This window comes from Streptacidiphilus sp. MAP12-20 (assembly GCF_041262525.1).
Lineage (GTDB): Bacteria > Actinomycetota > Actinomycetes > Streptomycetales > Streptomycetaceae > Streptacidiphilus.
Window position 1 is genome coordinate 54,699 of sequence record NZ_JBGCCK010000024.1, and the last position, 26,992, is coordinate 81,690.

The 26,992-nt window shown below is 70.7% G+C and carries 29 protein-coding genes and 1 pseudogene; 12 read left to right on the forward strand and 18 right to left on the reverse strand.

Translation table 11 applies throughout. The features are described from left to right. Positions 1 to 564 (reverse strand): winged helix-turn-helix domain-containing protein, encoded by a 564-nt coding sequence (locus ABIA32_RS27315; RefSeq protein ID WP_370100880.1) that lies wholly within the window; start codon positions 562 to 564, stop codon positions 1 to 3. 93 nt (positions 565 to 657) lie between these two features. Further along, positions 658 to 795 (reverse strand): hypothetical protein, encoded by a 138-nt coding sequence (locus ABIA32_RS27320; protein WP_370100883.1) that lies wholly within the window; start codon positions 793 to 795, stop codon positions 658 to 660. A 127-nt stretch (positions 796 to 922) separates the two neighbouring features. Between ABIA32_RS27320 and ABIA32_RS27325 the strand changes: the two genes are divergently transcribed. Continuing rightward, positions 923 to 2,563, forward strand: coding sequence for an MFS transporter (locus ABIA32_RS27325; protein WP_370100885.1), 1,641 nt, complete (start codon positions 923 to 925; stop codon positions 2,561 to 2,563). Positions 2,564 to 2,687: 124 nt separating this feature from the next. Here the strand turns inward: ABIA32_RS27325 and ABIA32_RS27330 are convergent, their stop codons facing one another. Further along, positions 2,688 to 2,927 (reverse strand): isoamylase early set domain-containing protein, encoded by a 240-nt coding sequence (locus ABIA32_RS27330; RefSeq protein WP_370100888.1) that lies wholly within the window; start codon positions 2,925 to 2,927, stop codon positions 2,688 to 2,690. A 185-nt stretch (positions 2,928 to 3,112) separates the two neighbouring features. On the opposite strand from ABIA32_RS27330, the gene ABIA32_RS27335 reads away from it, so the two are divergent. From ABIA32_RS27335 to ABIA32_RS27345, 3 genes are all read left to right on the forward strand, one after another. Further along, a complete protein-coding gene (locus tag ABIA32_RS27335; protein WP_370100889.1) occupies positions 3,113 to 3,904 on the forward strand; it encodes a thioesterase family protein in 792 nt (263 codons plus the stop codon). Between the two features lie 108 nt (positions 3,905 to 4,012). Next, complete coding sequence (locus ABIA32_RS27340; protein ID WP_370101026.1) at positions 4,013 to 4,519, forward strand: GNAT family N-acetyltransferase; 507 nt, start codon at positions 4,013 to 4,015, stop codon at positions 4,517 to 4,519. A 66-nt stretch (positions 4,520 to 4,585) separates the two neighbouring features. Beyond that, positions 4,586 to 5,395: an exodeoxyribonuclease III gene (locus ABIA32_RS27345; RefSeq protein ID WP_370100891.1), complete on the forward strand. Its 810-nt coding sequence runs from the start codon at positions 4,586 to 4,588 to the stop codon at positions 5,393 to 5,395. Positions 5,396 to 5,397: 2 nt separating this feature from the next. Here ABIA32_RS27345 and ABIA32_RS27350 read toward each other — a convergent pair whose 3' ends face one another. Both ABIA32_RS27350 and ABIA32_RS27355 read right to left on the reverse strand, forming a co-directional pair. After that, positions 5,398 to 6,150, reverse strand: coding sequence for a DNA alkylation repair protein (locus ABIA32_RS27350; protein WP_370100894.1), 753 nt, complete (start codon positions 6,148 to 6,150; stop codon positions 5,398 to 5,400). Positions 6,151 to 6,280: 130 nt separating this feature from the next. Continuing rightward, positions 6,281 to 6,946: a DUF998 domain-containing protein gene (locus tag ABIA32_RS27355; RefSeq protein ID WP_370100897.1), complete on the reverse strand. Its 666-nt coding sequence runs from the start codon at positions 6,944 to 6,946 to the stop codon at positions 6,281 to 6,283. A 120-nt stretch (positions 6,947 to 7,066) separates the two neighbouring features. Between ABIA32_RS27355 and ABIA32_RS27360 the strand changes: the two are divergent. Continuing rightward, a pseudogene (locus ABIA32_RS27360) lies at positions 7,067 to 8,242 on the forward strand (permease); the annotation flags it as partial. A gap of 238 nt (positions 8,243 to 8,480) precedes the next feature. Here the strand turns inward: ABIA32_RS27360 and ABIA32_RS27365 are convergent. From ABIA32_RS27365 to ABIA32_RS27385, 5 genes are all read right to left on the reverse strand, one after another. Further along, a complete protein-coding gene (locus tag ABIA32_RS27365; protein ID WP_370100900.1) occupies positions 8,481 to 9,092 on the reverse strand; it encodes a Clp protease N-terminal domain-containing protein in 612 nt (203 codons plus the stop codon). 2 nt (positions 9,093 to 9,094) lie between these two features. After that, positions 9,095 to 9,310 carry a helix-turn-helix domain-containing protein gene (locus ABIA32_RS27370; RefSeq protein ID WP_370100902.1) on the reverse strand — a complete coding sequence of 72 codons (216 nt, stop codon included), beginning with the start codon at positions 9,308 to 9,310 and terminating at the stop codon, positions 9,095 to 9,097. Between the two features lie 78 nt (positions 9,311 to 9,388). Then, positions 9,389 to 10,594, reverse strand: coding sequence for a peptidase S8 (locus ABIA32_RS27375; protein WP_370100905.1), 1,206 nt, complete (start codon positions 10,592 to 10,594; stop codon positions 9,389 to 9,391). 270 nt (positions 10,595 to 10,864) lie between these two features. After that, on the reverse strand, positions 10,865 to 12,307 hold the full coding sequence (locus tag ABIA32_RS27380) for a glycoside hydrolase family 47 protein (RefSeq protein WP_370100908.1): 1,443 nt from the start codon (positions 12,305 to 12,307) through the stop codon (positions 10,865 to 10,867). 194 nt (positions 12,308 to 12,501) lie between these two features. Next, positions 12,502 to 13,275 (reverse strand): SDR family oxidoreductase, encoded by a 774-nt coding sequence (locus tag ABIA32_RS27385; RefSeq protein WP_370100911.1) that lies wholly within the window; start codon positions 13,273 to 13,275, stop codon positions 12,502 to 12,504. 105 nt (positions 13,276 to 13,380) lie between these two features. On the opposite strand from ABIA32_RS27385, the gene ABIA32_RS27390 reads away from it, so the two are divergent. Together ABIA32_RS27390 and ABIA32_RS27395 are read left to right on the forward strand one after the other, a co-directional pair. Further along, positions 13,381 to 14,331, forward strand: coding sequence for a sigma-70 family RNA polymerase sigma factor (locus tag ABIA32_RS27390; protein ID WP_370100913.1), 951 nt, complete (start codon positions 13,381 to 13,383; stop codon positions 14,329 to 14,331). A gap of 149 nt (positions 14,332 to 14,480) precedes the next feature. Then, positions 14,481 to 14,864, forward strand: a complete 384-nt coding sequence (locus ABIA32_RS27395) for a VOC family protein (RefSeq protein ID WP_370100915.1) — start codon at positions 14,481 to 14,483, stop codon at positions 14,862 to 14,864. 123 nt (positions 14,865 to 14,987) lie between these two features. On the opposite strand, the gene map is transcribed toward ABIA32_RS27395, so the two are convergent. Further along, the gene (gene map / locus ABIA32_RS27400; protein ID WP_370100918.1) at positions 14,988 to 15,755 is read right to left on the reverse strand and encodes a type I methionyl aminopeptidase; all 768 of its coding nucleotides are present in this window, start codon (positions 15,753 to 15,755) and stop codon (positions 14,988 to 14,990) included. Positions 15,756 to 15,831: 76 nt separating this feature from the next. Between map and ABIA32_RS27405 the strand changes: the two genes are divergently transcribed. Further along, positions 15,832 to 16,104, forward strand: a complete 273-nt coding sequence (locus ABIA32_RS27405; RefSeq protein ID WP_370100921.1) for a helix-turn-helix domain-containing protein — start codon at positions 15,832 to 15,834, stop codon at positions 16,102 to 16,104. Positions 16,105 to 16,168: 64 nt separating this feature from the next. Here the strand turns inward: ABIA32_RS27405 and ABIA32_RS27410 are convergent, their stop codons facing one another. Further along, complete coding sequence (locus ABIA32_RS27410; RefSeq protein ID WP_370100924.1) at positions 16,169 to 16,828, reverse strand: WHG domain-containing protein; 660 nt, start codon at positions 16,826 to 16,828, stop codon at positions 16,169 to 16,171. Between the two features lie 119 nt (positions 16,829 to 16,947). Here ABIA32_RS27410 and ABIA32_RS27415 point away from each other — a divergent pair, with 119 nt between their 5' ends. Next, a complete protein-coding gene (locus tag ABIA32_RS27415; protein WP_370100927.1) occupies positions 16,948 to 17,487 on the forward strand; it encodes a carbonic anhydrase in 540 nt (179 codons plus the stop codon). A gap of 113 nt (positions 17,488 to 17,600) precedes the next feature. Further along, positions 17,601 to 18,209 (forward strand): hypothetical protein, encoded by a 609-nt coding sequence (locus ABIA32_RS27420; RefSeq protein ID WP_370100929.1) that lies wholly within the window; start codon positions 17,601 to 17,603, stop codon positions 18,207 to 18,209. Positions 18,210 to 18,301: 92 nt separating this feature from the next. Here ABIA32_RS27420 and ABIA32_RS27425 read toward each other — a convergent pair whose 3' ends face one another. Together ABIA32_RS27425 and ABIA32_RS27430 are read right to left on the reverse strand one after the other, a co-directional pair. Then, positions 18,302 to 20,524 (reverse strand): RICIN domain-containing protein, encoded by a 2,223-nt coding sequence (locus tag ABIA32_RS27425; protein WP_370100931.1) that lies wholly within the window; start codon positions 20,522 to 20,524, stop codon positions 18,302 to 18,304. Positions 20,525 to 20,610: 86 nt separating this feature from the next. Then, on the reverse strand, positions 20,611 to 22,029 hold the full coding sequence (locus ABIA32_RS27430; protein ID WP_370100934.1) for a ricin-type beta-trefoil lectin domain protein: 1,419 nt from the start codon (positions 22,027 to 22,029) through the stop codon (positions 20,611 to 20,613). A 264-nt stretch (positions 22,030 to 22,293) separates the two neighbouring features. Between ABIA32_RS27430 and ABIA32_RS27435 the strand changes: the two genes are divergently transcribed. Together ABIA32_RS27435 and ABIA32_RS27440 are read left to right on the forward strand one after the other, a co-directional pair. Further along, positions 22,294 to 22,674 carry a DUF488 domain-containing protein gene (locus ABIA32_RS27435; protein WP_370100937.1) on the forward strand — a complete coding sequence of 127 codons (381 nt, stop codon included), beginning with the start codon at positions 22,294 to 22,296 and terminating at the stop codon, positions 22,672 to 22,674. A gap of 132 nt (positions 22,675 to 22,806) precedes the next feature. Next, entirely contained in the window at positions 22,807 to 23,994 is a 1,188-nt protein-coding gene (locus ABIA32_RS27440) for a hypothetical protein (RefSeq protein WP_370100940.1), read from the forward strand. 4 nt (positions 23,995 to 23,998) lie between these two features. Here ABIA32_RS27440 and ABIA32_RS27445 read toward each other — a convergent pair whose 3' ends face one another. The 4 genes from ABIA32_RS27445 to tgmA all read right to left on the reverse strand — a co-directional run bounded on the left by ABIA32_RS27445 (position 23,999) and on the right by tgmA (position 26,790). Next, positions 23,999 to 24,328: a hypothetical protein gene (locus ABIA32_RS27445; RefSeq protein WP_370100943.1), complete on the reverse strand. Its 330-nt coding sequence runs from the start codon at positions 24,326 to 24,328 to the stop codon at positions 23,999 to 24,001. A 133-nt stretch (positions 24,329 to 24,461) separates the two neighbouring features. Continuing rightward, a complete protein-coding gene (locus tag ABIA32_RS27450) occupies positions 24,462 to 25,589 on the reverse strand; it encodes a methyltransferase domain-containing protein (protein ID WP_370100946.1) in 1,128 nt (375 codons plus the stop codon). Further along, entirely contained in the window at positions 25,586 to 26,560 is a 975-nt protein-coding gene (gene tgmB / locus ABIA32_RS27455) for an ATP-grasp ribosomal peptide maturase (protein ID WP_370100948.1), read from the reverse strand. The genes ABIA32_RS27450 and tgmB overlap by 4 nt, the downstream gene beginning before the upstream one ends. Then, positions 26,560 to 26,790, reverse strand: a complete 231-nt coding sequence (tgmA, locus tag ABIA32_RS27460) for a putative ATP-grasp-modified RiPP (protein ID WP_370100950.1) — start codon at positions 26,788 to 26,790, stop codon at positions 26,560 to 26,562. Before tgmA ends, tgmB begins: the two co-directional genes overlap by 1 nt. Positions 26,791 to 26,992 lie beyond the last annotated feature (202 nt).

Consider the following 26,992-nt stretch of genomic DNA (forward strand, 5'->3'; position numbering starts at 1 on the left):
TCAGCGCGCGACCGGCGGCACGTACTTGTAGCCGACCCGACGCACCGTCACGATGCTGTTGCGGTAGCCGTTTCCGAGCTTGCGGCGCAGCCGGGCGACGTGGACGTCGACCGTGCGGCCGTCGCCGACGTGGCCGTAGCCCCAGACGGCTTCGACCAGGCGGTCGCGGGTGTGCACGTGGTGCGGGTGCGCGGTGAGGTGCGCGAGCAGCTCGAACTCCAGGTAGGTGAGCTCCAGCGGCTCCCCGTCCACCCGGGCCGTGCGCAACTCCGGGTCCAGCGCGAGCCCATGAGCCGGGAGCGGAGCGGGCGCGGGCGTCGGGGCGGGCGTGGGCGTGAGCGTTGGCGTTGGCGTCAGCACTGGCGCGCTGCCTGCGGGCACCAGCACGAGGTAGCCGACCAGCGGCGTGTCCGCCGCGCCGAGCTGCAGTCCGGCCACGACGTGTTCGGGCAGCCGGTAGACGCCCGGACGGGCCGGCGGCGCGGACTCGTGGGGGCGGACCGACCGCAGCCGGGGCAGCGGAAGGGCGGTGGACAGGGCGGAGTTCAGAACGGAAACAGACATGTCAGGACTCGATTCGCGCGGGTGAGTGAGCAGAGCGGCGAAATCCAGCTGAGGTGCTTGCATCTGCGCGCGCGAAAAGCCTGAACAGGCTGGTCAGATCCAGGCCGGCGCGCCGGTACAGCGGCGACAGGTCTGGTCGAAGTGGAACTGCTGGCGCGAGGGCCAGAACGGCTCGAGGACGGGCAGAGCCGCCTCCGCGCGCTGCGCGCCGCCGTCAGTGATCAGGTCCATGCACCCATTGAAGCAGATGCGCGCCGCGCTCGCCCTTCCCTTCTTTCTGACGGTCTGTTAGATACACACCCTGCGGACGACCCGTCCGGGGCCATCCGCACCCCTGGACCACTAGAGGAGCCGCCTCGTGACCTCCGCACCGGATCACGTCCAGTCCCCGCCGTCCCCGGAACCCGAGCCCGAGTCCACCAACCGCCTCGACGGCGTGTCGAAGCTGCGAATCTTCGCCGTCATCGGCGTGGTCGTGCTCTTCGCCGAGATCGCGGCGCTGCAGTACACCATGGTCGCCTCAGCGGCCCGGCAGATCTCGCCCAGCTTCCCCGGTGTCGGGGCCAACATCAGCTGGATGGTCATCATCTTCGGCCTGGTCGGCGGGGCCACCACCCCGATCTTCGGCAAGATGTCGGACCTGTGGGGCAAGCGGCGGATGATGCTGATCTCCGGCGTCTCCTTCGCCGTGGGCACGCTGATCTGCGCACTCACCAGCACCTGGTGGCTGTTCCTCGTCGGCCGCGGCCTGGAGGCGGTGGCGATCTCCGCGCCCACTGTCGCCTACGGCCTCTTCCGCGACATCCTGCCCAGACGTTACATACCCGCCTCCATCGGCGTGATAGCCACCGGCCTCGGCATGTCGGCACTCTTCGCGCCGCTGCTGGGCGGGTGGCTGCTCGACGCGTTCGGCTGGCGCTCGCTCTTCTGGTTCCTGCTCATCTTCGTCGGGGTAATGGTGCCGCTGATGATGTGGGTGGTGCCGGAGACGACGCTGCGCAGCAACCAGCGGCTGGACGTCGCCGGGGCGCTGCTGCTGGGCTGCGGCGTCGGCCTGGTGCTGGTCTATCTCTCCAACGGCGCGGTCTGGGGCTGGGGCCGGTGGAACTCGGTCGCCTACCTGGTCGGCGGGCTGCTGCTGCTGGCCGCGTTCCTGGCCGTGGAGCGGGTCGTGTCGTCTCCGATCATGGACATGAAACTGCTCTTCTCGCCAAAGGTGCTGGTCGTCCTCGCCGCGGCGACGCTCGGCAGCATGGTGGTCGGCATCCAGGGCTACAGCATCCCCTACATGCTGCAGACGCCCACCGAGCCGCAGCTGCACGGGCAGATCCTCAAGGCGGCCCTCGCCGGCTCCGGCGGGCAGACGCTGCCGCCCGCGATGGCGCCGCTCTTCCACACCACCTTCAACTCGACGCTGGCGTACGGACTCGGCGCGACGCTGTTGCTGTACGGCCTCTACTCGGCGGTCTACTCCGGCGGTTTCGGCATGCTGTCGGGCGCGGGGGCAGGTGAGCTCTCGCGCAAGATCGGACCACGGCTGCCGCTGATCGTCGCAATGGCGGTGTTCACCGTATCGACTGTGCTCTACGCGTACTTCCCGCACTCCAAGTGGCAGTACGGGCTCTTCGCGGCGATCTTCGGCATCGGCTTCGGCGCCTTCTACGCGGCCTGCCCGAACCTGATGATGGAAGCGGTACCGGCCCGCCAACAGGGCATCAGCGCGGGCATGCTGGGCGTCGTCAACAGCCTGGCGACCTCGGTCGGGACGGGCGCGCTGACGGCGTTCCTGCGGGCCAACCCGCTCAAGGTGAAAGTCAGCGTCACGGGCATCCCGGAGAAGCTGACCGGCGGCTACAACGTGATCCCGGAACTGAACGGCTTCAACGGCTACCAGGACGGCCTGCTGCTCGCCGCGGCGTGCGGCGCGCTCGGGCTGGTGGTGGCGCTGCTGATGCGTCACGGCCGCGCTCCGGCGACAGGCGGCGCGATCAGCGACTGACGCCCGGCACGCTCGTTTGGGGCCGTGGCCCGAGCGAAAGCCCGCTCGAGCCACGGCCCTTCGTCATTCGCCGCCGTTGCGGGAGCGCGCGGCGAGATCGGCGCGTTCGGCGCGTCGGCGGGCCCTACTCCACCCGGATCAGGCTGCCCTGCGGGTCGATCCGATCGGCGCTGTCGTCGTCGAACCAGACCCCGCCGGTGGCCAGATACCGGAACCGGTGCTCCCCCGGCGGGAAGGAGAGGGTCACCGTCCGCGTCCCGTCCCGGCGTCGGACCAGCTCGGCGACGCCGGGCTGCCAGCCGTTGAAATCCCCCACCACGCTCACCGTTCCGACGGGCTCCTGTGCCGCCAGTCGGAACGTCACCCGCGTCCTGCCGCCGAACAGTCGTGTCCGCGAGAGCATCGCCTCGTTCTCCCTCCCGCTCCAGGCCGACCGGCCTGAGCTCCGGCCTTCGCTGCACAGCATGGCCGATCCGGCGCGCGGGCAAAAGGGAGCCACCAGCCGGGGCTACCCTCCCGCTCCTGGCCCAATCTGGTTACTCTTCGGTAGTGACTGCTGAAGCCTTTTACCTCCCGCTCGGCGAGAACCGGTTCACCGCCACCTTCGCGACGCGCGGCCCCTGGTCCCCCGACTCCCAGCACGCCGGGCCGCCGGCCGCGCTGCTGGGCCGCGCGGTGGAGCGGCGGCCCGGGGCGCGGGAGGGGTTCCGGGTGGTCCGGATGACGTTCGAGATCCTGCGCCCGGTACCCGTGGGCGAAGTGACCGTGACAGTCAGGGACGCCGAGGCCGGCCGCAGCGTCGAACGCGTCGACGCCGAACTGCGCTCCGCCGACGGCAAGCTCGCCATGCGCGCGAGCGCGCTGCGTATGCGCGTCGCGGGCCCGGACGCCGACCTCCCGCTGACCGAGCCGCAGTTGCCGGTCCCCGGCCCCGACGAGTCCACGGTCAAGCCGTTCCCCGTGCCATGGGACGAGGGGTACCACACCGCGATGGAGCTGCGCTTCGCGCACGGTTCGTTCCTGGAGCCGGGGCCTGCGGCCGGGTGGTTCCGGATGCGGCTGCCCCTGGTGGCCGACGAGGAGCCGTCGGGCCTGGCGAGGGTGCTGATCGCGGCCGACTCCGGCAACGGCATCTCCGGCGAGCTCGACATCCGCCGCCACGTCTACGTCAACCCCGACCTCACCGTCCACCTGCGCCGCCCACCGGTCGGCGAGTGGGTCGGCCTCGACGCGCGCACCAGCGTCGACCAGGCGGGCATCGGCCTCGCGGACGCGGTCCTGATGGACGAGAAGGCGGTCATCGGCCGCTCGGCCCAGAGTCTCTTCATCTCCGCGCGCTGACGGGGGAGGATCTTGCAGAGCGTCATCGTGCGGGTGCCCGCGACCTCGTCCGCACCCGCGCTTCTCCTTCGCCCCTGGCACGGCGACGACGTCGAACCGCTGATCGAGGTGTACCGCGATCCGACGCTGCGTCGCTGGACGATGCGGCCCGTCGAGAGCGCCGAGGACGCGGCGCAGTGGCTGGACGTCCAGCGACAAGGCTGGGAGACCGGCGAACGTCTCAGCTTCGCCGTCCTCGAAGAAGGCGGGCTCGTCGCCAACGTGGTCCTCAAGCGGACGGGCCCCGACCGCGCGCCCGGTGAGGTCGGCTACTGGACGGCCGCGCCCGCCCGTGGCCGTGGGGTGGCCCTCGGGCGCTGGAGGCGCTCACCGGCTGGGCCTTCGACACCTTCGCGGCGCAGGGTCTGGACCGCCTCCAGCTGCTGCACCAGGTGGACAATCTCGCGTCGTGCCGCGTCGCGGAGAAGTCTCGCTACGCGTTCGACCGGATCCTGCCCGCTCGGCCCCCGTACCCGAGGGACGGCCACCTGCACGTGCGACGGGCCGACTCTCGGACCTGAGGAACGGAACCTCGCGGTATGTCCCGGTTCGGGGGCAGCGCACGGCAGAGTCTAGGATCGGGACTCGTTGCCGAACCAACGGGTCAAGGGGTGCCGTCGCCCGGTCCGGGGAACCGAAGGGATGAGTAGCCAGGTGATCATCACCACCGCCAACGTCAACGGCCTGCGCGCCGCCTCCGCCAAGGGCTACGTCGAGTGGCTCGCCGCGACCAGCGCCGACGTGGTCTGCCTCCAGGAGGTCCGCGCGGAGCCGCAGCAGCTGGCCGCCGAGGTCGCCGCGCCCGCCGGCTGGCACGTCCTGTGGGCCCCCTCGAAGACCGCGAAGGGCCGCGCGGGGGTGGCCGTCCTCTCCCGGGCCGAGCCGGACCGGCAGAAGATCGGCTTCGGCTCCGACGAGTTCGACGGCTCCGGCCGCTACGCGGAGATCGACCTGCCCGGCCTGACCGTGGCCAGCCTCTACCTGCCCTCGGGCGAGGTCGGCACGCCCCGGCAGGACGAGAAGGAACGCTTCATGGCGGAGTTCATCGACTACCTGAAGGTCCTGCGCGAGCGCGCGGCGGCCCAGGGTCGTGAGGTCGTCGTCTGCGGCGACTGGAACATCGCCCACCAGCAGGCGGACCTCAAGAACTGGAAGTCCAACCAGAAGAGCGCGGGCTTCCTCCCCGAGGAGCGCGCCTGGCTCTCCCGCGTCTTCGACGAGGTCGGCTACGTGGACACCGTCCGCCGCCTCCACCCCGACGTGACCGGCCCGTACTCCTGGTGGTCCTACCGCGGCCGCGCCTTCGACGCGGACTCCGGCTGGCGCATCGACTACGTCGCGGCGACCCCCGGCCTCGCCGCCCGCGCCACCTCGGCCGTCGTCGAACGCGCCGCCTCCCACCCCGAGCGCTGGAGTGACCACGCGCCGGTGACGGTCACGTTCGGAGCCTGAGCTCAGCGACCGTGAGCCTGGCGATAGGCCCGCGTCAGCCGATCCCGGTCCGCTGCGGGGAGGTGGCGGACGGCCTCGCGCAGGGTGACCCCGGAGACGCGGTCGATTCTGGCTTCGACCCAGGCCGTCACGAACCTGTCGTCGGAGCGGGAGGTTTCCCGCAGGACCCAGCCGATGGCCTTGCGGACGAAGAACTCGGACTCCCCCACCATGGCCTCGGCGTACCGGTCGAGCCGTTCCAGGTCAGGGGTGTCCGCCCGGATGCCCGGCAGCAGAACGAGGAGCGCGGAGCGGCGGATCCAGAAGTCCTCGTCGCCGGCCCATCCGTCGATGACGGCGCCTACTGCCTCCCGATGCTGGAGGGTGATCCGGCCTGCCACGTGGACGGCGAGGGTGTCCACGAGTGCCCAGGTGCGGGCCGCCCGCAGCATCGCCTCGAGGGTCGGCAGGTCTGCGGGCGTCAGCAAGCGGGCCTGCTGCGCGAGGAGTTGGACGGCGGCCTGCCGGTGGTCGTAGACGGTGCCGCGCCACAGCAGGCCGGCCAGCGCCACGACGTCGTCTCGAGTCAGCGGGGGCAGCGCACGTCGGACGGCGCTCACGGCGCGGCGCAGTTCAGGGAGAGGAACACCGAGGTGCGTCATCTCGCTGTGCAGGTAGTCACGGTCCCAGGCCGCGCGCTCCTCGCTGCCGAGGTCTGCCAGCCGTTGGGTCAGTTCGTCCGCCGCCTGGGCGAGTTGGACACTGGGCAGGTTCATGGGCGGCCGACGTGATCGCGCAGGCCACTGGTCGGAACTGTCACACGCCCACCCTAGGTGCACGGCAGCTGTTGCCCAGGCATCACATGGACGAGGCGTGCCTTCATCCCACGGCGGAGCCGCCCAGCCGCTACTTCCAGCGCTCCGCGATCGCCGGACTGTTGGCGAGGCGGGCGAGGTCGGCGATCGCGTCGCCCTTCACGAACCAGGCCGCGCCGAAGGCGAAGACCGCGATCGACTCGCACGCGAACACGGGAGTCAGCGCCTCTCCCGCGCCGAAGTGGACCAGGTCGGCGATCACGATGGTGACGATGCAGGCCACGATCACCACCCCGCAGGCCAGATAGACGCGGCGGCGCAGCTCGCCGTCCGGCTCGGCCTCGTCGCGGAAGAGGCGGATGCAGAAGACCGCCAGCGCAGCGAAGACCAGGGCGGCGGAGAGGGTGTGAATGCCACCGAGCGCCTTCTGCACGGTGGTCGGGTGTGCGACCAGCGACGCGGGCGGCTCGGTCGGGAACATCGCCACCAGCACCGCGAAGAAGCCCGCGACCGAGCTCCAGATGTCCTCACGGCGATTGTGCCGGTAGCAGAGCAGAATCACCCCGATGGAGCAGAGCCCGCCGACGAACACGTTGCGCATGTGCGTGTAGTACGAGCCGCTCAGCGAAGAGAGCAGCCCGAGATGGGCGGAGATGATGCTGTTCCCGAGCGGCAGCACGATCGGTAGCGCCAGCCCCAGCACGCCGACACCGACGCGCAGGCGCTTGACAGTGGTTGCGTCCTGGTCAGTCATCATGCGCGTCCCCTCGATTGGCGTCCACGGCAGCGACAGTGACGGTATGTAGTGGTGATACGCGCAGAGTGACGGCATGTCAATCAGATGCGCGCCATACCCCTGCGGGGTATGGTGGCGATCATGTCCGCCGTACACGCAGTCCTGCACGCTCTGTCCATCACGGGCTCCATGACGTGGGAGATCACCTGGGCGCTGATCCTCGGCTTCCTGCTCTCCGCGATCGTCCAGGCCGTCGTCCGCAAGTCGACGATCGTCCGGCTGCTCGGCGACGACCGCCCACGCACGCTCGCCGTCGCGTCCGCGCTCGGCGCGGCGTCGTCCTCCTGCTCCTACGCGGCGGTCGCGCTGGCGCGCTCACTCTTCCGCAAGGGGGCGAACTTCACGGCGGCGATGGCCTTCGAGATCGCCTCGACGAACCTCGTGGTCGAACTCGGGGTGATCCTCGCCCTGCTGATGGGCTGGCAGTTCACACTGGCGGAGTTCACCGGCGGCCCGATCATGATCGTGGTGCTGGCCGTCCTCTTCCGGTTCACCCTGCGGGACCGCCTGCTGCGGGAGGCGCGCGAGCAGGCGGAGCGCGGTGTCGCGGGCTCGATGGAGGGGCACGCGGCGATGGACATGTCCGTGAGCAAGGAGGGTTCGTTCCGGCAGCGGCTCTTCTCCCGCGAGGGGTGGACCTCCGTCTCGCACGTCTTCGTGATGGAGTGGGCGGCGATCCTGCGCGACCTGGTCATCGGTCTCGTCATCGCGGGCGCGATCGCGGCGTGGGTGCCGGACTCCTTCTGGCGCACCTTCTTCTTCGACGGGCACCCGCTCGCCTCGAAGCTGTGGGGTCCGCTGGTCGGACCGCTGGTGGCGGTGGTGTCCTTCGTCTGCTCGATCGGCAACGTGCCGCTGGCGGTGGTGCTCTGGAAGGGCGGCATCAGCTTCGGCGGCGTGGTCGCCTTCATCTTCGCGGACCTGCTGATCCTGCCGATCCTCAACATCTACCGGAAGTACTACGGCGCGCGGATGGCCTGGTACCTGCTGGGGACGTTCTACGTCGCGATGGTGGTGGCCGGCTACGTGGTGGAGTTCGTCTTCGGCGGGCTGGGTCTGGTCCCGGACCAGAAGGACGCGAAGATCCCCATGGAGGGTGTCAGGTGGAACTACACGACGTTCCTGAACATCGCCTTCCTGCTGCTCGCTGCGGCACTGGTCGGGCGCTTCCTGCGCAGCGGCGGCCGACAGATGCTCGCCATGATGGGCGGCTCCCCCGACGCGGACCACAGCGCGGGACACGGCGGACACGGCGGTCATGACGTGCACGGCGCCGAGCACAGCGGCCACGCGGGTCACGGCGAGCACGGCGAGCACAACGGCCTCGAAGCGCCTGGGGGCGAAGGTGACCACGCGGGGCACCAGGGCCACGACAGCCACAGGGATCACCGCCCCGACGCCCACCATGCCGGTCACGAAGGCCACACGAGTCACGGCGACCACGCGCCCCAGCCCGAGGCGTAAGCAGGCGGCCGCGCGCCACGCCGTGCTCCGCTCAGGACAGCGCCTCCGCCTCTCTTTCGAGCACGGCCAGGTCCAGGCCGGCGTCGAGGAGGACGGCGCGGGCCAGGCCGCCGCCCTCGCGGAGGAGGCCGATGAGGAGGTGCGCGCACTCGATCCGCCGCGACGCGCGGCTTTCGCGGGACGCTCGCGCGGCGCGGAGCGCGAGCGTCAGCGACTTCTTCGCGCGTCCGGTCATCCGGACCCGGGCCGTGAGTGTGCGGGAGGGTGCCTGGCCGGGGCCCGGGCCGGGCGCGGCCAGCGCGCCCGCGCCGAAGACGGACTCGATCTGCTCGGTGACCTCGTCGAGGTCGATGCCGATGCTGCGCAGCGCCTCCGCGTCCAGCAGGTCGCCGGAACCGGTTCCCGTCCCGACGCCCCCGCCGCCCCCGACGCCCTGCGCGGCGAGCAGTCGCCGGACGGTGGCGCGCGTGGCGTCGAGGCTCAGGCCCTGCGCGGCGAGCAGCCGCGCGGCCGGGTCGGCGTCCTGCCGGAGTACCCCCAGCAGCAGATGCTCCGTGCCGATGAAGTCGTGGCCGAGGAGGACGGCCTCCTCACGCGCGGACTCGATGCAGCGGCGCGCCGCCGGGCTGAAGGTCTCGAGCATGGCTACTCCCTTCCCTTCGCGTACTTCTTGTGGACGGCCTGCCGGCTGACGCCCAGGCACTCCGCGATCTCCTGCCAGGACCAGCCCTGACCTCGGGCATTGCCCACCTGCAGCGCCTCCAGGCGCTCCGCGAGGGCCCGCAGGGCGCGCACGGCGCGCAGCCCTACTGCGGGGTCGCGACTGCCCGCGGCGTCCGCGAGCTGTCGGGTTTCGCTCATGCTGTCAACATACGTTGACGCCGGGGTGGTGTCAACCGTAGTTGACACCGCCCCGGCGTCGGATCAGAGCGACGAGGGTCAGCCGGTGAAGGCGGTCAGGCCGTTCGGGGTGCCCCAGCCGGTCGGGCCGTCGTAGCCGACCTCGGCGGTGCAGAGGTAGGCGGGGGTGCAGGTGGCGGTGGCGCCCGTGGTGACATCGTTCAGCGAGGAGGTGTGGGAGTAGAGGTTCGCCGCCGGGATCGTGGTGGAGTGCGCGCCCGCGTCGGCGTAGACGCCGGCGATGAGCGGCGCGGCGACCGAGGTGCCGCCGTAGACGGTCCAGCCGGAACCGCCGTAGGTCTGGTAGACCGCGACACCCGTGGCCGGGTCGGCGACGGCGGAGACGTCGGCCACCGTGCGGTGGGAGCAGCCGCTGTCGGTCTGCCAGGTCGGCTTGGGCTCGTACGCGGAGCAGCCCGAACCGGCGCCCTCGGTGGCGCTGGTGTTCCAGACGCTCTCGCTCCAACCGCGGCTGTTGGACGCCTTGGTGAGCGCGGTGCCGCCGACGGCCGTGACGTTCGGGGAGGCGGCCGGGTACTGCACGCCGTAGCCGGAGTCACCGGAGGAGACGGTGATCGCGATGCCCGGGTGGTTGAAGTAGGTCGAGTCGTAGCCGGTGTCCGCCGAGGACTCCGAGCCGCCGTAGCTGTTGGAGATCTCGGTCGCGCCGAGCTTGGCGCCCTCGTTCACCGCGGTGCCCAGGTCGGTCATGCTCGCGGTGTTCGCCTCGACGAGAACGATCTTCGCGTTCGGGGCGATCGCGGAGACCATGTCCAGGTCGAGCGAGATTTCGCCCGACCAGGAGGAGCTGGAGCGCGGGAGCTTGCTGCCACCGGTCTGGTTGACCTGCTTGAAGCAGCCGCTGGCCACCGTGCAGGCCGGCAGCCCGAACTGGGTGCGGTAGACGGCCATGTCGGCCGCCGCGTTCGGGTCGTTGTACGCGTCGACGATGGCGACGGTCTGGCCGGCGCCGCCGTTGGCCAGGAGGTTGTACGCGGAGAGCAGGTCGGCCGGGGCGTAGCCGGACGGCGTCGCGTTCGGGGTGACGCCCTGGGCGTTCACGTGCTCGGCGATGCTCGTCACGTGCAGTGCGTTGCAGTAGGCATGACCAGGCGTCAGGTCGACGGCACAGGCACGGTTCCAGGCGACGCCGTGGCCGGAAGCCTGGGCCGGGCTCGCGGCGAGCAGACCGGCGACAGCGAGGGCCGCGGCGGCCGGGACGACGAATATCGAAGAGGTGCGCAACGTACTGCCTCCTGTGAAAGGGGTGTCCAAGGGGCGTGCGTGTCCGGCCGCAGCAGGGGGTTGCCCCGTCGCGCTTCGGACATGGCGAAGCAGTGAACCTCTGAACACCCTCTGCCGGGGTGTCAGCTGGCGAGAACGCTAGCGACGCCTGCCGGGCATGACAAGAGACGAACGGAAGATGATCCTCAGGTTTACGCGGGCGCAACAAAGGGCAGCCCTGAACAGGAAGTTCGACCGCACACGCACGGGAGCGCCGGGTGCTCCCGGAGCTCAGATCCAGACCTGGCGCAGTCCGGCCAGCACCTTGCCCTCGGTCGAGAGCAGTCCCGTGCCGAAGTCGAAACGGGGCGTCGCGGAGAACATCAGCCACAGGTACTTCAGGTTTTCGGCGAACCAGTAGCCCGGGGTCAGGTCCTCAGGAGCGGGCACAGGCGCGGTGACATCGCGGATCACGGTGTAGCCGCCGTCCACCCGCTGCCGGCTCCGCATGCCGGTGAAGTACCGGTAGGCGCACTGCTTGTAGCGCTCGTCCCCGGTGACCCGCCACAGGTCGAACGCGGAGTTGGCGTACTCGGGGCGGAGCTGCCCGGAGCGGTCCACCGCCGCGAGGGTGGTGAAGTCGACGACCTCCGGGAGTACGCCGTATCGGTCGAGCACGGCCGTCCACGAGTCGAAAAGGGCCGCGCCCTGGCGCAGGTCTCCGCCCTTGGCGAGCAGTCCGGCGTAGAAGGCGCCGAGCTCGCCGGCGCGGTTGCGGCCGGAGGGCTTGCCGGTGCGGAAGTCGACCGAGCGGAACCAGAGTCGGCCGCCCGTCACCACGGCTTGCCGACGCAGGATCGCGTCCGTCAGCTGGCGGTACCAGGAAGAGAGTTGGCGGTCCCCGACGAGGCTCCCGCCCGCCCACAGGTACTCGTAGAACGAGTCGACCGGGGCGTTCGGCGTGATGTCGGCGCAGCCGACCCAGCGGCCGGACTCGACGTGGACCGAGGTGCCGAGCAGCCCCAGCGCGCTCCGCCTGGCCAGCACCGCCCGGTAGGCGCGCAGGCTGGCGTCGTAGTAGCGGTAGTCACCGGTCAGCCGACTGAGCAGCCCGAACTCCACCGCATTACTGCCGATCTCGGCGAGTGTCGCGACGGCGCCGTGGACCGCGCCGGTGCGCAGGTTGACGTGGGTGTACGGCATGCCCGTCGGCGAGCGGGTGAAGGCCGGCAGCAACCGGTCGGCGAGCTCCCTGGCCCGGCTGAGCAACGCGGGTCGGCCGGTGGCCAGATGACCGGCCAGCAGGCCGCCGAGGAGACGGATGACCGCCTCGAAGACCTGGACGCCCGCATCCTGCGCTGGGTCGAAGTGCTGCTCGATCCAGTCGCAGCAGCGCCTCACCTCGGCGTCCTCGCCCATCAGGTAGAGCGTGTCGAGCGCCTCGACGATGGAGAGGCCGAAGGTGTGGCCGGTGGCGAAGAAGTCGTGACGCGTCCCGCTGACCGGCCGTACCTCGTCGTGGCCCCAGGCCTTCGCGACGTAGCCGCGCCAGCCGTGCAGGAACTCGTCCCGCACCTGCCGCGCGACCAGCGCGTCTGCGGAGACCGACGGCTCGGAAGGTCCGGCCGCCCCGACGACGAGCGTCGCCGCCGCAGCCCCGCCGAGTCCCGTGGCGAGCACGGTCCGCCGCGACGGACGGGCGGCGGGACCGAGTCGGGAGAGGAAGCGGCTCATGCCCCCAGTGGGCCAGTCCACCAGCTTGTCACATGATCACCACGCCCGCCCCGTCACCCGATCGTGTCCCCCGCTGCGCCGATCGCCCCACGACCGAACAGGGGACGGGAAGGGCGCCGGCCAGGGGTCGGCCTCCAGAACAGCCGCCCCGGTTTGGGGGGTTCGGGCCGTGGCGCCTCTTGGCCTGGCCGCGCCTAGCCGGCCGCCGGGACGCGCTCAGCGAGGAAGTCCTCCCAGGTGCGCGTGCCGAGGAGGGTGTCGTGGAGGGAGAGGTTCTCGCCCGCGCGGTAGGCGCGGCCCACCTTGCCGGGGACGCGGACCGGCAGGGTCAGCCGGTGCTTGCCGCGAGAGTTGAGGTAGCCGCGGCTCAGTTCGTCGAGGCGGTAGACGCGCGGTCCTGCGATGTCGGGGACCAGGCCGGCCGGTTCGCCTAGCGTCAGCTCGACCAGGCGGGCCGCGACGTCGCGGGCGTCGACCGGCTGCCAGCGCAGACCGCCGGGGGCCGGCAGGACCGGCAGCTTCGCCATCGACTCGGCGACCTTCAACGCCAGGTCGTGGAACTGCGCCGCGCGCAGCACGGTCCACGGAATGCCCGATTCGGCCACCGCCTGCTCGGCCCCCAGCTTCATCCGGAACCAGGCCAGCGGCACCCGGTCCGCGCCGATCACCGAGATGTGCACCAACTGGCGCACCCCCGTCCGCTGCGCCGCGGCGACCAGGTGACGGGTGGCCCCCTCGTCGCCCTTCGGACCGCCCGCCAGGTGGAGCACGGTCCGCACGCCCTCCAGCGCCGCGTCCAGGCCCTCCCCGGTGGCGAGATCGACGGCCACGTAGCTGATGCCCTCCTCGGCCCCGTGCTCGTGCCGGCTCAGCACCCGGACCTCGCGGCCCGCGTCGCGCAGCCTGGGCACGACCAGGCGACCGAGGGTGCCGGTGCCGCCGGTGACCAGGATCGGTGACGTCGTCATGATGACTCCTCCTACGCTCGGTTTCCGGGAGTCTTCTCCCGTTCGAATCCGCTAGTTTTCGTTGATCTACAGCCATGACCCCGGGCGAAGAAGGAACGTGACACGGTGGACGAGCTCGATTTCCTGAGCCTTCGGTTCGAGGAGCACCGGCCGCATCTGCGGGCCGTCGCCTACCGCATGGTGGGCTCGCTGAGCGAGGCGGACGACGCCGTCCAGGACGCGTGGCTGCGGCTGAGCCGCACCGTCGCCGACCCGGAGGCCGAGGAGATCGAGAACCTCGGCGGCTGGCTCACCACGGTCGTGGCCCGGCTCTGCCTGAACATGCTGCGCTCGCGCGACCACCGGGCCGAGGATCCGCTGGAGGCGCGGCCGGTCGAGCCGGTCGTCCGCCGCGAGGACGGCGGTGATCCGGAGCAGGAGGCGCTGCTGGCCGACTCGGTCGGGCTGGCGATGCTCGTCGTGCTAGACACCCTCTCCCCCGCCGAGCGCTTCGCCTTCGTGCTGCACGACATGTTCGCGGTCCCCTTCGAGGAGATCAGCGCCATGATGGAGCGCACGCCCGAGGCGACCCGCCAACTGGCGAGCCGCGCGCGCCGCCGCGTCAAGGGAGCCACGATCGCCCGGGGCGCCGACCTCAACCGGCGGCGCATGGTCGTCGACGCCTACCTGACCGCGTCGCGCGGCGGCGATTTCGACGCGCTGGTCGCGCTGCTCGACCCGGACGTGGTGCTGCGCGCCGACGCGGCGGTCGGGCCCTCCCCCGCGCCGATCCGGCTCAGCGGGGCGCAGGTCGTGGCCAAGGCGGCGCTGGCCTCCGTCGACCGCGCCCGCACCACGCAGGCGGCGCTCGTCGACGGTTCGGTGGGCCTGGTCATGGCGCCGCTGGGCCGGCTCACGGTGGTACTGGCGTTCACGCTCGGCGCGGACGGCGCGATCACCGAGATCGAGGTGATCGCGGAGCCGGAGCGGCTTCGGACCCTGGAGATCGGCGTCATCGACCTCCCGGACCTCCCGGACCTCCCGGACCTCCCCGAACAGCCCGAGCAGCCCGAGTAGCCCGAGCAGCGCTTGCGCTGTTCGGCGCGCGGTCCGCGAACGGCGTCCTGGTCGAGCGGGAGGAAGGCACCGCTGCCTGACGCCACGCGACCCTCGACATCTGCCGTTCAAGCCCACGACAAGACGTGCTCATGAGGCAGGCTGTCGGAATGAAATCACGAACCGGTGGCATGTGGTGGGGAACGACGATCGAGGCGCCGGACCCCAGCGGCTTGGCAAAGTTCTACGCCGAGCTCCTGGGTTGGCACATCGGGCACGAGGAGCCGGGAACGGCCATCGTCGCCGCCTCCCCGCAAGGACCGTTCTTCGTGTTCCAGCAGGCGGACGGCTACCAGGCTCCGGTCTGGCCTCCGGCCGCCGGGGAACAGCGCCCGATGATGCACTTCGACTTCCAGGTCGGCAATCTGGACTCGGCGGTCGCCGAGGCAGTCGCCCTTGGGGCCACCCTGGCGGAGCACCAGCCACAGAAGAACGTCCGGGTGCTCTTCGACCCGGCCGGCCACCCCTTCTGCCTGTGCTTCGACGAGACATGACCGGCTGGACCCGACTCGGCCCAGGCGGCCGTCAGCCCGTCCTGCTCGGCAATCGTCTTCAGGCCTCTGACGGAGCAACGTTGCCCAGCCGCGCTGAAGGCCAGTAGCGCGGGAAGGGGGTGGTCAGGGCAGCGTCAGGATGCGCGGGCCCTCGTCGGTGATCGCGACGGTGTGTTCGGCGTGGGCGGCCCTGCTGCCGTCGATGGTGAGCAGGGTCCAGCCGTCGGGGTGGTGCTGGTAGCTGTCGCGTCCGCCGGCCATCAGCATCGGCTCGATGGCGAGCACCATGCCGTGGCGGAGCGTCATGCCGCGGCCCGGTCGGCCGTCGTTCGGCACGTCCGGGCCCTCGTGCATGCTGCGGCCGACGCCGTGGCCGCCGAAGTCCGCGGGGATCCCGCAGCCCGCCGCGCGGCCGACGCGGCCGATGGCGTGGGAGATGTCGCCGATCCGCGCACCGACGACCGCGGCGGCGATACCCGCCTCGAGCGCGCGTTCGGCGGTCTCGATGAGGGCCAGGTCCGCCGGTCGGGCGGTGCCGACGACGAAGCTGATGGCGGAGTCACCGACCCACCCGCCCAGCCGCGCCCCGCAGTCGACGCTCACCAGGTCGCCTTCGCGCAGTCGGTAGTCGGTGGGGATCCCGTGCACGACGGCGTCGTTGACGGAGGTGCAGATCACCGCCGGGAACGGCGTGGAGGCGAAGCTGGGCCGGTAGTTCAGGAACGGCGAGTCGGCACCCGCCTCCCGCAGGACCTCGCGGGCCACCTCGTCCAGTTCGCGCAGCGACACCTGCACGCCCGCCGCCCGGCGGACGGCGTCGAGCGCGTTCGCGACGACGCGCCCGGCCTCGCGCATCGCTTCCAGCGCGGTGTCCGACTTGATCTCCACCATGTCCGGCAGCCTCCCCGACATCCCGTGCATCGGCCCCCTGTGGACCAATTCTTATACCGGTATTAGTATCACGGTCATGGTGCGCACTCCTCTCACGCCGCTGGAACGCGAACGCGGCGAACGTCTCGGCACGCTGCTCCGTCAAGCCCGGGGCGACCGCAGCATGGTGCAGATCGCGGCGCAGGCTGGGCTCTCCGCCGAGACGCTCCGCAAGATCGAGACCGGCCGGGCCCCGACCCCGGCGTTCTTCACGGTGGCGGCGCTCGCCGTCGCACTGGGGCTGTCGCTGGACGAGCTGGTCGTCCTGTGCGCGCCGGTGGACGACGCCGACGTGCCGCTGTCCGCCTGACGGCGCAGCGGGTTCCGACCGGCCGAGCTCGTGACCACGATCCACGCAGTCACCAACTCACGGTCTACCTCAGGGTTTCGCCGATCATCATCAGCGTGCGCTCCTCCAGCTGACGGCGATCGACGTCGGTCAGCTCGCGCAAGGGTCCCTGGCCGGACAGGACCGCCATCCCGTGCACCGTGGACCAGATGGGGTACTCGAGCCCCGGCCGGCGCTGCGGATCGAGCACGTCGGCGTCGACCAGTTCGTCCAGCGCGGCCCGGAGCCGGCCGAGGGGTGTGCGGTCGGTCCCGGCCGCTTCGTCCGGCGTGCCGTACGCGTGCTGTTGCGGCAGTGCGAACGCGGTCGCGAACAGCCCCGGCTCGTCGTGGGCGAACGCGAAGTAGGCCGTACCGATCGCGCGCAGGCGCTCGCCGGCCGCGACGGGGTCGCCGTACGCGCCGGGCACGCTCGCCACGCCCTCGGCCATCCGATCGGCGAGCTCGCCGATCGCCGCCGCGCACACCACGGCGAGGAGTTCGTCGCGGTCGGCGAAGTGGCGGTAGGCGGCGTTGGGCACCACGCCGACGATCCGCGTCGCCTCACGCAGCACCACGGCGTCCGGTCCGCCACTCCGGGCGAGTTCGAGCCCGGCGGCGACCAGCCCGTCGCGCACCACACCGCGCGGCCGTCGCCGCGGCTCTTCTGCGGGAGATGCTTTCGCTGCCGGTCGGCCAAGAGTCACGGGGCCAGGATAGCAATAGTAGACAGTGTCCACTTATCGAGCTAATGTGGACGGTGTCCACTACTCCGCCGCGGGGCTTCGTGGCCCCGCTGCTTGATCCCCAGCGGGATGGAAGTGCCATGACCAGGTTGACTCCCCTGCTCGGACGCAACGAGCAGTTCGCCCGTGACTACACCCCCGTCGCGCTCTCCATGCCCACCGCGCAGATGGTCGTTGTCACCTGCCTCGACCACCGGATCGACCCTGCGGCCGTCCTCGGGCTCCGGCCGGGCGACGCGCCGGTCATCCGCAACGCGGGCGGGCGGATCACCCCGTCGGTGATCAACGACCTCGCCTACCTGGCGTTCCTGGCCGAGGCGGTGTTCGGCATGACGGGCCCGCTCTTCGAGGTCGCGATCCTGCACCACACCCAGTGCGGGACCGGGTTCCTCGCCGACCCCGAGTTCCTGCAGCGGGCCGCACAGTCGACCGGCCTCGGGGAGCCGGTACTGCGGGCGTCCGAGGTGGCCGAGCCGGACCGGACGGTCCGGGAGGATGTCGAGCGCCTGCTCGCGTCGCCGCTGCTGTCGCCCAAGGTGAGTGTCTCCGGACACGTCTACGCCATCGAGACGGGGCGCGTGACAACAGTGGTCGATGCTCAAGGACCCGCAGCCGGCTGACAATCGCTTGGCGAAGGTGACCGCCGATCCTGGACGACACCTTCGTCGCCTACCATCACGGCCCCGCTAGGGTGTACGCCGACCGCGCAAGGGGCGCCGAGCCAGGGGGAACCGTGGGGCTGTTCGACATACCCGCCGAATCGCTGCGGCCTGACGAGAGCGAGACGGGGCCGCTGTCGCCGCGTTCGCGACGCGGGCTGTGGTGGCAGTTCTGGTTCCAGTGGACCTACTTGCTGGTCGGATCCGTGCTCATCCTCGCCGTGGTCGGCCTGCTGCTCTGGGCATCGGCGCTCGGGGGCGACGTCGGCGGGCTGGGCGGTGGCGGCAGGGGCTCACAGATCAAGATGACCGGCAGTGCCGTGCTGACCCGGCGCCAGTACCGGCTGGAGCGCGACGGCGGTCGTGACGCCTGGGCGAAACGGGTCCAGGAGGCGCTGCGCGAAGGCACGAAACGGGCGGACAACAGGCGCGCTTCGGCGGCGAAGAGCCGCGCGAAGGCCGAGGCGAAGGCCGCCGCCAAGGGCAGGCAGCTCGGCCCCGCGATCGTCTTCCCCGACCAGCTCGAACTGACCGTGCCCATCCACCGCGGCGCGGGCCTCGGCCTCGTCGAGGAGTTGGGCGCTCCGCTCGGCTGGGAGCTGGACTGGAAGCGCAGCCGGGCATCGCAGACGCACACCGCCTACCTGACCCGACAGCCGACCGTCGGCCCGGCGGTCGCGTGACGACAGCCGCCTGACACCAGCCGCCTGACGACGACCGCCGCCCGGCCCCGGGAGGCACGGGCGGCGGCGGTGTCACGGCGCGGGCTGGTCGGTCAGGGGTAGCTGACCAGGTCCGCGACGTTGTGGGCCGAGTTGGAGGGACCGCCGACGCCGTTGACGATGCTGTTGATGGTGCCGGTTCCGCCGAGGGAGACCGTTACCATGTCGTGCAGCGAGACCCCTGCGGTGTTGGGCACCTCGATCGCGTTGTCCGCGACGATCGACGAGTTGACGTTGAAGTAGCAGTACACGCCGAGACCCCAGGCCTGATGGCTGGTCACCCCCGGAGCGACCTTGTACGCCGCCCAGCCGCGCGTGCTGCCGTTCATCCAGCTCGACTGGTTCGGCGGGTCGTAGGGCAGCTCGTTCTGCAGGAAGTAGGTACGGCCGCCGTTGCCGTTCCAGAGCACCGCGTACTGCTGGTAGTGCTCGGCCGCGAGCCCGTACATCGTCACGTTGGCGCCGTTGACGACCAAGCCGTTCTGGGCCGTGTTGCTGGTCCAGCCCACGCCGCTGCCGTGGTCGGCGCGCCAGAGCCACAGGTCGTCGCCGATCGTGTTGTTGCTGTTGACCTGGACGCTGACGGTCGCCTTGCCGACCGCCGCGCCGCCGATGCGGGCGAAGACGTCCGAGAGGACGGTCGGGTCGGCGGAGTGGTCCGCGTTCGCGCCGGACGGGCCGACCTGGAGCAGCACCGGGGAGTTCGTCGTCCCCGCGTCGAACAGGAGCCCGGCGATCCGGACGCCGTTGACGTCGGCCGTGGACATCGCCGTGACGCCGTTGTCGGCCTCCAGCGTGGCCAGCCCGAGGCCGAGGACGACGGTGTCGGCGCGGGTCACCCTGATGGTGTCGGTCAGGTGGTAGACGCCGGGCGTGAAGAGCAGGTTCTGCCCGGCGGCGAGGGCGGCGTTGATGGTGGCGGCGCTGTCCCCGGGCTTGGCGATGTAGAACTGGCTGATGGGGAGCGAGGTGCCGGGCGTCTGGCCGCCGGCCCAGGTGGTGCCCTGGCTGTTGGTCGCGTCGGAGGGGACGAAGACCCGGTAGGAGCCGGTCCCGTCGACGTAGAGGTACGGCTTCTCCGCGATCACCGGCGTCTGGCCGACGGTGGTGTAGGGCGGGCTGGGGAAGCTGGTGGCGGGAGCGTTGTTGTCGCCGACGAAGACCATGTTCCAGTTGGAGCCGGTCCAACTCCCCCACTGGTCGTTGCGGGAGAGCCACTGCTGCTGGCTGCCGGAGTTGACCTGCCCGTCGACGAGCGAGTCGCCGAGGAAGCCGCCGCTGGACCAGCCGCCGTTGTCGTCCAGCACCATGTTCCCCGCGACGTGGACCCGGCGCATCGGCGAGGCCTGCGACACGGCCCACTTCACCGTGCCGTTCGACGGAGCGTCGGTGAGGTTCTCCACCGAACGCCAGAAGTTCTGCGTGGCGTTGCCGCCGAACCACTGCGCGTCCGCGTTGACGCCGCCGCCGTTGATCGTGACGTCCCCGGGGTTCTGGCCCAGCCCCGCCACCTGCGTGTAGTAGCCGACGGGCACGTTGACGTTGTAGGAGCCGGGCTTGAAGAGCAGGGCGTAGCGCTGGCCGCCGAACTGGTTGCTCTGCTGCGTGTTGTAGACGCTGTTGATCTGGCTCTGGATCGTGGCGGCCGACATCGACGGGTCGAAGACCAGCACGTTGGACCCGAGGTCGGGCTGACCGGGCGGCGTCCCGCCACCGACGGGGTTGAGCGTGAACGACTGGGCGGCGGTGCCGTTGCAGCTGTACTGCTGGAGCTGGACGCTGTCGGCGGTGGAGGCGGAGGGAGTGTCCAGGCACTTGCCGCTGAAGCGGTTGACGAAGTGGTAGCCGCCGCCGGATTCCAGGACCGGCAGCCACTGCTGGTTGTTGCCGCCGCCGTAGGCCCACAGTTGGATCAGGGAGCCGTCGGCGGAGGAGACGTTGCTGTCGTCCCAGACCTGGCCGCTGCTGCTGGCGGTGCCGACCTGGAAGTAGCCGCCGCTGGTGGCGGTGAAGACCCACTGCTGGGCGGTGGTGCCGTTGCAGCTGTACTGCTGCACGGCGGTGCCGTTGGCCGTGGCGGCGGCGCGGGCGTCCACGCACTTGCCGCTGTTGGCGTTGGTCACGGTGTAACTGGTGCCCGAGGTCACGCTGGTGGTGGCCGCCTCGGCGGTCCCCGCGCCGGCGAGGACGGGGGTCAGGCTGCCGGCGAGGAGCAGGGCGCTGGTCAGGCTTGCTGCGGCGGCCGCTCGGTGGCGCGTCGGTCGTCGGATGGGCATGTGCGGTCCTTCCTGAGTGCGTGGGCGTCGCGCGGTGCTGTCGGTGCGCGGCCGATGCTGTCGGTGCTGCGGGTGCTGCCGGGGCGTCAGCTGGGGAGGTTCCACTGCTGGTTGGCGCTGCCCGCGCAGGACCAGATCTGCAGCCGCGTGCCGTTCGCCGAGCTCGGCCCCGTCGCGTCCAGGCACTTGCCGGAGTTGGGGTTGAGCAGGCTGCCGTCGGCGCGGTGCTGCCAGACCTGCGCGCCGGTCCCGTTGCAGTCGTACAGCTGCACCTGCGTGCCGTCGGCCGTGCCGGCGGCGGTGACGTCCATGCACTTGCCGAGCGCCTGGAGACTGCCGTTCGTGGCGACCGTCCAGCGCTGGGCGTTGGTGCCGTTGCAGTCGTAGAGCTGCACGGCGGTGCCGTTGGCGGTGTTCGCGCCGGCGATGTCCACGCACTTGCCGCCGTAGCCGGTGATCTGCCCGGTCGGGCTGCCCGTGCCGCCGCCACCGCCGCCCGTCAGCGCGTTGAAGGTGCTCGCGAACTGGTAGGGGCTCTGCGAGGTGCCGCTGCAGGTGCTCGAGAGCACGCCGTTGCTGGAGCAGGCCGAGTCGCGCCCGAGCGCCCAGTAGGCCAGCTCCTGGATGCCGTTGGTGGCGGCGAAGTTCTCCAGCGTGGAGGCGTTCCCGGTGGTGAAGATCTCGTTCGTGGAGTCGTTGACGCCGATCATCGGCGTGTTGCCCTCCATCGCCCACAGCTGCGCCGAGCTCGCGCCGGTCCAGATCTGTCCGAGCTGGCCGTGCAGGGCGGTCGCGGCGTTGATCGCCGCCTGCCCCATGTCCTCGTTCGGGCCGTAGTCCATGGTCATGATGTTGACCAGGTTCACATTGAGGTTGTGGCTCTTGGCGTTGTTCAGCAGGCTCAGCGAGTTGGAGAGCAGGCCGGTGGGGTCGACCGGGAGGGTGTAGTCGACGGCGAGCGTCCGGCCCTGGGCGGCGTACTGCTGCTGCAGGTTGGCCAGGGCCTGGTTGCGGCGGTCGTTGGCGGCGGTGTCGTCGAGCGCGGCGCCTTCGACGTCGAGGTCGATGCGGGTGAGGTTGAGCGTGTCGATGACCGTCTTGTACGCGTTCTGCAGGCTGTTGACGTCGGTGCAGGCCTGGGCGAGCTCGGTGCCCGCCGCGCCGCCGAAGGAGGCGATGACGTCGCCGCCCGAGGCGCGCAGGCTGTTGATCGCACCGGTCCAACCTGCGTCGGAGACGGAGGTGTTGCCGTTGAAGGTGGGGTTGCAGCCACCGCCGCTGCTGTTGATGACGAAGGCCAGCGTGTAGTACTTCAGGCCGGTGGCGTTCTGGGCCGCGGCCATGGCGGACGGCGAGTTCCAGGTCTCGATGTAGGGGGCCGCGTAGTGGGCCGGGAACCCGGGGCCGGGATTCGCCGCGGCCTGCGCCGGCCCGGCGGCGGCGAACAGGCCCGCGAGGGACAGCGGTAGCACCAGGGCGGGGACGAGACGCTTGTTGACGCGCATGCGGGTCTCCTTCTGCCGGCCGCGTACGTGGGGGAATCGGCCGGGCAAAGACGGAGTCAACAAGCGGACATGTCAGTACGTCAATAGGCAGAACAGGAAGCCTTCTTAACACTTCATGGCGTCAACTCTCAGATTCGCACATCGGACAGGTCTGACCTGCGCATTCATGAAGTGCTCATAGAGAGCGCTCTCTAAGAAATTTGACACCGTTTCGCCTTCGAGTCTTGAACAAGGTCCGGTCGGGGACGGCTACGCTGATCCTCCATGCCGACTGTCGTCCCGGTCCGAATCCGTCGCGTCTACGACCCGCCCGTGCCGCAGGACGGCGCGCGGATCCTGGTGGACCGGCTCTGGCCGCGCGGCGTCTCCAAGGCCGACGCGCACCTCGACGCGTGGCCCAAGGCCGTCACCCCCTCGACCGAGCTGCGCCGCTGGTTCCACGGCCCGGACGGGACCTTCGCCGAGTTCCGGAGCCGGTACGAGGCCGAGCTGGAGGCCCCGGAGGCCGCGGCGGCGCTCGAACAGCTGCGACGGAGCGCGGCCGACGGCCAGATCACCTTGCTCACCGCGGCCAAGGAGCCCGAACACAGCCACGCGGCCGTGCTCCAGGAGCTCCTGAACGAGGCCCCGACCCTGTCGGCCTGAGCCCCCCTACAACCGGCACGCCGTCGTCCCGATTGCACGGCTCTTACCGAAAAGTCATGTTCGCGCAGGAACCCCTGATCGACGCGGAGAGTCCTCACCAGCGGGGACCGACTACCGCCGAAAGGGGCGAACATGGCTGATCAGAGTGCGCGCCCGACTCGGGGCGACGTGCCCTGGCACTGGTGGTTCCTCGGCGTCTGGGCGCTGATCTGGCTTCTGGCCGACCTGCCCGGCGGCGGCTACTCGTGGCACTACTTCGCCAACGGCAGCACCCTGCTCTTCTCGGGATCCGGCGCGTCACCGCCGGGCGGGCTCCACCTCTACGCGAACTACCCGAGCCTGCAGATAGGGCCGCTCGCCTTCCTCTGCGCGTGGGTCCTCGGGGGCCTCGGTGGCGTCGTCGCCGCGCAGTTCGCGATGATGGCCGCCGGGCTGGTGATCCTGCGGCTGCTGGAGCGCTCCGCCCTGTCCCTGCACCCCGGTCTGCGGGGCCGGCCGCAGGCCATGGGGGTAACGACGGCCGCCGCCGGTGCGGTGTTCCTGGTGGTCTGGGCCTCCCTGGCAGTCCACTACAGCCACCTCGACGACGTGCTGGCGCTGCTCTTCGTGACGCTCGCGATCAGAGCCCTGCTGGACGACGTCCCGGCCCTGGCCGGCCTGAGTCTGGGCCTGGCCGTCGACGCCAAACCGTGGGCGCTCGTCTTCCTGCCGCTCGCCCTCGCCGTGGACACCGGACGACGACGACACGTCGCGGCCTACGCGATCGTGCTCGTCCTGGTCGCCTGGCTGCCCTTCGTCCTCGCCGACTCGGGAACGCTCGGTGCGACGCAGTACCACATCGTCAACGAGCCGTCCTCGGCGCTCCGCGCCCTCGGCGTCTCGACGTCGGGAACCCCGTCGTGGGACCGGCCGGCCCAGCTCCTTCTCGGCTGCGCGCTGGGGGCGGCGGCGATTCTCCGCCGGCGCTGGACGGCCGTGCCGCTGCTGGGCGTCGGCGCGCGGATCCTGCTGGACCCCGGCGTCTACGACTACTACTCGGCCGGCTTCCTGCTCGGCACCCTGTGCTGGGAGCTGTTGGGACTGCGCAGGCCCGTGCCTGCCTGGTCGCTGGTCTCCTTCGGCGCGCTCTACCTCGCCCCGCGACTGACCAGCGACGCCCAACTCCTGGGAGACCTGCGGCTCTGGCTGGTCCTGGCGGTGACGCTCAGCGTCCTGCTGATTCCGCGCGACTGGTGCGTCGAACCACGGCCGACGGCGGTGCGCGCGCTGCGGCTTCCGTCCATGCCCGTGCGGACCCCCCACCCGGTCGGCCGGCCTTAGCCTGCTATTCACCTCCGTCTTCGGCATACGGCGGCGAGGGCAGGTTCCAGACAGCGTCAGACCTGTTGACGATCTTTCTGAGTTCGCGAGCGCTTCGGGGTGACAGCGCGTGCATCACCCTGTCGAGAAGGGAGCGGGCTTCCAAAGGATTGGGGCAGCAGTACCAGTGCACGTTGCCCCACTCGTAGTCGTGCCACAGCTGGCGCTCAGGGAGATGGACGTAGTCCTCCCACAGGCGCACAGCGGCAGCGACATCCCCCGGTTGCAGGTAGTTCCGGGTGTCCTCAAGGCGGGCGACTTCGGAGAGCACCCGAGAGGAGACACCGTCGATCACCGGCCTTGATTCCTGTGCCCGGTGGAGAGTAAATCTGGCCCGGATGTACTCTGGCCGTCTACGCGGCATGGACCCTTCGGTTCGTCATCACGCGGCCCATGGTGCCACGATCTCGAATGCTTCTCGAACGAGTTCACTCATCCGGGCGGGCGCTCCACTGCCAGACGAACTCCGGCAGCTCATACGAAAGGCGATCGTCCGGGGTGTGGACGCGCTGCAGTTTCCTGTCGACGTTCACCTGGAAGGAGTCCGGTCGCGGTGCACCTTCTGCACGCCAAGCCTCCCGTGCTGCCTCGAGCTGGTCCCACAACCGCTGCGGGCCGCCCTGGCTGAGCCGGCCGTCCGCGAGCGCGTGGGCCCACGACCCGTCGCTGCGGTGCGACAGGTAGGTGCCAGGGATCTTCCCGTCGGGCAGCCCGAACGCGACCACCTCCGGGAGTGAGAGGCCGAGCACGAAACGCTCCCCGTTCCCGATGCCCGGATGCTCAGTGGTGCCAGCCATCACCGACGGCCCTGCCAGTGCCTGCAAGGTGACGAACGCCGGATCGGCATGGGAGCGCATCGGCATGAAGGACGCTTCGATCGGCAGGATCCGCCCGCAGCCGTCCGCGCCGAGCTCGGCGAGGGCGTAACCGTGCAGCCCGGTCGAAAGCGTCACCAGGATCCGGCCGCCCGGGGTGAGCTGCTCCTGCCACGCGAGCGGGATCGACCGGACCGAGCACGTCGCCATGATCCGATCGAAGGGCCCGCCGCCAGAGTGGCCCGCCGCGCCGTCCCCAACGTAGACATCGGGCTCCAGCCCGAGCTCCGCGAGGCGCGTCACCGCGGCAGCCACAAGGGACGGGTCGACATCCACGGTCACCACGTTGCGCGCACCCAGTCGGTACGACAGCAAGGCGGCGCTGTATCCCGTCCCAGTGCCGATCTCCAGCACCCGCATGCCGTCCTCGACGTCCAGTGCCTCCAACATCCGCGCTATGAGCGATGGCTGCGACGAGGACGACGTCGGGATGCCTGTGGTCAGTTGCGTGGTCAGCGCCTCGTCCTGGTAGATCGCGCTCAGCCAGCCCGGCGACGCCGGTGAGTACCGCTCCAGGCCGGCGCGCCCGTAGCGGAAGAACGTCGGCGTGAAGTGGTGCCTGGGAGCCGTCAGGAAGGCGTGCCGCCACTGCGGGGAGCGCAGGGCGCCGCTGGCGGTGAGCTCGTCGACGAGGGCCAGACGCAGCGCCTCCGCCTCGGCTTCGATCGTGTCGGCCGTCATGCATCGGCTCCTTGCAGGTAGGTGGCGTGGGCCGCAGCGATCGGCAGGCCAGTGCGCTGCTCAACCCACGCCCACGTTCCGGATGGGTTGCACTCGAAGAACACCCACTCGCCGGCCGGGGTGACAGCGAAGTCGAAGGCCCCGAACGCGAGCCCGGACCAGGTGCAGTACCCGCGCACCCCGCGAGCGACAGTCTCCGGCACCGATGTAGTGCCGTAGGAGAGGTTCGGGTAATCGCTGCGCCAGTCCTGCTCCGCCTGGACACTGCCGGCGTGGATCGTCGCGGCGAACAGTTCGCACCCGACGACGGTCAGTCGGACCTCGAAGTCCTTCGGGATCTTCTCCTGGAACAAGTGCGCGGTGAGCTTCACCGAGTCGTCGAGGCTGTTGGGGTCGACCTGGTGAGCGGGAACCATGCGCCTGCGCTCGCCGGGGTCGTCGAGGCGCCCGCCGAGGACCGGCTTGCAGATGATCGGCGCGCCGAGGTCCGCCGCCCACTTCCGGGCCGCTTCCGGGACGTTGGTGACCAGCGTCCGCGGCACGGTCAATCCGCACCTGCTGGCCAGGGCCAGTTGCTGAGGCTTGTGCGAGGCCGGCCGATCCGTGTGTGGGTTGTTCAGCCAGCGCACCGGCAGCGCCGCGAGGAGATTCAGAAGGGCGGCGTCGGCCTGATCCCGCGCCCACACCCGGTACGCGTCCGGGATGGCTTCGTCGACGTGCGGACGGCCAGGCCTGTGCCAGTAGATCGACCGTACGTCATCCAGCCGCACTGTACGACCCGCGTGCTCCAGTACACCGGCCCAGCCCTCCGCTCCGTAGTCGGCCGCCAGGGTGATGTGCTGGGGAAAGTCGGCAACATCGAACCGCACGACCGGCACGCGGCGCGCGTTCAGCTCGGCGACGACCATGTCGGCGGCCGGGTCGAGGTTCTCGGCGACGACCAGCACGCGGCCGCCCGGCACGGCCGCCATCAGGACGCCTTGCAGTAGTACGGGTCCTGGACGTCGTCGCCCTGGCCGTCCTGATTGGTGTCGGTGCAGGAGGCAGCCTGCGGGGTAGTGTGCCACGGCCTGCCGTCGGCGAGGACATTCAGCTGCAGCTCGGTGTCGTACACGGGCTGCTCGGGCTCCAAGTCGAAAAGGACGGGGGCGATGGCGCGGCGGGCGGCAAAGGGCACGACGGCGTCGAGGAACTGGTTCACGAGCGTTCTCCTTCGAGGGGTAGCCGCTGACCGGCCCGGTCGGCGGGCTGGTGGCAGGGGCAGCCGCAGCTGACGGGTACCCAACCGAGCGCGTGTGGGCGGTAGCCGGGCCGTGGCACTGGGTGTGCAACTCTGGCCACGTGGCGGCGACCCGGCACGTCGGCGGCGTGTAGCCGCGCGGCAGCAGTTCTGCCTGTGGCGG